3 protein-coding genes are annotated in these 2,781 nt (G+C 67.4%); 2 read left to right on the top strand and 1 reads right to left on the bottom strand.

Translation table 11 applies throughout. The features are described 5' to 3' along the window. Positions 1–208: 208 nt before the first annotated feature. Positions 209–556, bottom strand: coding sequence for a UBP-type zinc finger domain-containing protein (locus AB4Y86_RS16095; protein WP_441403184.1), 348 nt, complete (start codon positions 554–556; stop codon positions 209–211). A 747-nt stretch (positions 557–1,303) separates the two neighbouring features. Between AB4Y86_RS16095 and AB4Y86_RS16090 the strand changes: the two genes are divergently transcribed. Together AB4Y86_RS16090 and AB4Y86_RS16085 are read left to right on the top strand one after the other, a co-directional pair. Continuing rightward, positions 1,304–2,065 carry a phosphatase PAP2 family protein gene (locus tag AB4Y86_RS16090; protein WP_441403183.1) on the top strand — a complete coding sequence of 254 codons (762 nt, stop codon included), beginning with the start codon at positions 1,304–1,306 and terminating at the stop codon, positions 2,063–2,065. Between the two features lie 19 nt (positions 2,066–2,084). Continuing rightward, a partial coding sequence (locus AB4Y86_RS16085; RefSeq protein ID WP_441403185.1) for a DedA family protein occupies positions 2,085–2,781 on the top strand: 697 nt, incomplete at its 3' end.

The raw sequence follows: 2,781 nt of genomic DNA, 5'->3' as shown, positions 1-2,781 counted from the left end.
TGGCCGGTGCGTACGCCCATGACTTCAAGGACCCGACGGCCAGCCCCACTGCGACTCCGACAACGACCATGGCTGCCACCCGCAGCCGCGAATGATGGGCCCGGGTGTTGAAGTTCAGCCCTTGGCGGCCAGCCTTGTTAGGTGTGCTCATGCTGCGATCATTTCACCCCGGACCCGTCTGGCGTGCCCCAAGCCGGGCGTGTTGCCGTCAGTGCAGGTGGTCCTGCCAGTCACCGGGAAGGCGTGAGGCCGGGCCCGGGACACCCTGGCCTGGCGGATGGTGCGCCGGCGGTTCGAGGTCCGGTCCGTCAAAAAACGAGGAGCTGGGGTAGTCGAAGAACCAGTCTTCGCCGGGTTCGAAACTCCGGATGACCGGGTGGCCGCTGGCTTCGGCATGCGCGGTGGCATGTTGGCCGGGCGAATTGTCGCAGCAGCCGATGTGGCCGCATTGCGCGCACCGGCGCAGATGCAGCCACCAGCCTCCCCCGGCCTCGCATTCAATACAGCCGGTGCCGCTGGGTGGAACCGATTCGTCAATTCCAAGCTTGGCGTCCATCTGGCTTCCCCTCGGATTCGAGTGCCTTTCGGTCCTCGGTCCAGCCTACGCGTACAGCCAGTGGAGGGTCCGCGCCTGCGGCGTCTGGGTCTTTAGTCCCTGTTCGGGATACGGGCGGGGGCGTGAACTGTAATGGTCCTCCGGCCAACCATTCCCGGAGCAACCCCGGTCCTGACGACGCGGACCACGACCGCCGGCCGAGATCCCGGCCAGGCCATCAACGGGTATCAATTCCAAATCATTCGGTGCCCTTCCGCTAAGAAATCCGGGACCCTCCCCCGAGCAATCCGGGCCAGGGGACCGCCCACAGCCGGGCTGCCCGGGTCCGGCTGGGCACCGAAGATATGGCCTTCGTCAAAGGACCAGTCGACGGCTGGGGTTGGCGGGATGACGACGGCAACTGGCGCGACGACAACGACCATAACGGCTAGTGGACGGGCGACGACGGCTGCCGGCACGACAGGAACGGCTTCTGGGACCACAACGGACAGCGGCACGATAACAACAAGAACGACAACAACCGGAGCCACCGCCCAATCCGCTGGTAGCCAGGACAGTGAGGACGCCCGGTTGAGGGACCGGGGCACCTGAAAAGCCCGGGCGGCGGAGACAAATGCCTGCGCCGCCCCGACTATGCCCAGCCCCACTTCGGGCGTCCGCGCAGTTCTTAAGCGTTTCTTAAACGGCACGGGAAAGACTTGAACTAGACGCGCGACCGCGCGCCGCTGCCCCGAGCCGGAGGTTTCGATGACTGGACCCGCCCCTGTCGACCGCACTGCACCACACCAGGTTCCCGCCGGGCGCCCTGTTGCCCGGGAACGGTTCTGGGCCCTCCCCCAGGCCCGACACTGGCTGCTCGTGGGTGTCCTGCTCTGCGCGGCCGTCATCGCGCTGGGCCTGGCGGTGCAACTGATCCCCGGCGAAGCCCGGACCGAGCTCGGCGTGGACCAGGACCTCAGCCAGCACCACGCCGCCGCCCTGACCGCCGTCGCGATGGCAATCAACTTCGTTTTCGGCCCCGTGGCGGGACTCGCACTGGTCGGCGTCGCCGCCCTCTACATCTGGCTGGTACGCCGTGACCTGATCAAGGCCGTCGGCTTCGGCCTCGTGGCGTGCTCCGGCTGGGTGGCCAGCGAAGCCTTCAAACTCATCATCGCCCGGCAACGGCCCAACCCGGCGCTGCTCTTCGATCCCCTCGCCCCGGAGACCGGCTCCAACAGCTTCCCCAGCGGCCACGTTTCGTTCGCCGTCGCGCTGGCTTTCGCACTCTATTTCCTCGCCCGCGGCACCCGCTGGTCCAAGCTCATCGCCGTCGCCGGCATCGCCATGGCCCTGATCGTGGCGTGGTCCAGGGTCTATGTCGGGGTCCACTACCCCACCGACGTGGCGGCCTCGTTCCTGGCCGCAAGCGCAGCCGTGGTCCTGGTCGCCGGGCTGTGGAACCGCTTCGCTCCCCCGATCGTGGACCGCCTCCCGGCTGCCGTCTTCCTCCACTCACGCCAACGCTAAGGACGTAACCGTGCACAGCATCTATCTCTCGGGACTGGTTCCGGCCCTGACCGCCGCGGCCGGATCTCCTTCCCTGCTGGACCCGGCAAGCCTGCTCGCTGGGCTCGGTCCGGCGGCCCTTGGCGTGATCGCGGTGATGGTGTTCATCGAATCCGGCGTGCTCTTTCCGTTCCTGCCCGGCGATTCCTTGCTTTTCACCGCCGGGCTGCTGCACCAGCAGCTGCAGCTGGCGCTGCCGGTGTTGATCGGTGTGGTCACCGCAGCCGCCGTCGCCGGCGACCAGGTCGGCTACATGCTGGGCCGCGCCTTTGGACGGCGCTGGTTCAAGTACGACGCGAAGGTGTTGAAGACGTCCCACCTGACCACCACGGAGGACTTCTTCCGCCGCCACGGCGGCGCCGCCGTCGTGCTGGCCCGTTTCGTTCCCATCGTCAGGACCTTTGCGCCGCTGACCGCCGGCATCGGCCGCTACGGATACAAGGCCTTTACGCTCTGGAACTTCGTCGGAGCCCTGGCGTGGGCGACCTCCGTGACGCTGCTGGGCACCTGGCTGGGACAGTACGAGATCATCGCCAAGAACATCGACGTGATCGCCGTGGTGATGGTCCTGGTCTCCGTCCTGCCGTGGGGTGTCCAGTTCCTCAAGCAACGACGCCGGAACCGCCGTGCCGGCGCCGGCGCCCCGGCAGCGGAGCCGCATGACGGCGACGAAACCG

It is taken from the genome of Arthrobacter sp. 2YAF22_2 (assembly GCF_052114645.1).
Taxonomy (GTDB): domain Bacteria; phylum Actinomycetota; class Actinomycetes; order Actinomycetales; family Micrococcaceae; genus Arthrobacter.
This window is presented reverse-complemented; position numbering and strand designations above follow the sequence as displayed.

What these genes read in the sequence shown, in the direction of transcription:
- AB4Y86_RS16090 (WP_441403183.1), top strand. Translation starts at nt 1,304, where the DNA reads ATGACTGGACCCGCCCCTGTCGACCGCACTGCACCACACCAGGTTCCC.
- AB4Y86_RS16095 (WP_441403184.1), bottom strand. Translation starts at nt 556, where the DNA reads ATGGACGCCAAGCTTGGAATTGACGAATCGGTTCCACCCAGCGGCACC.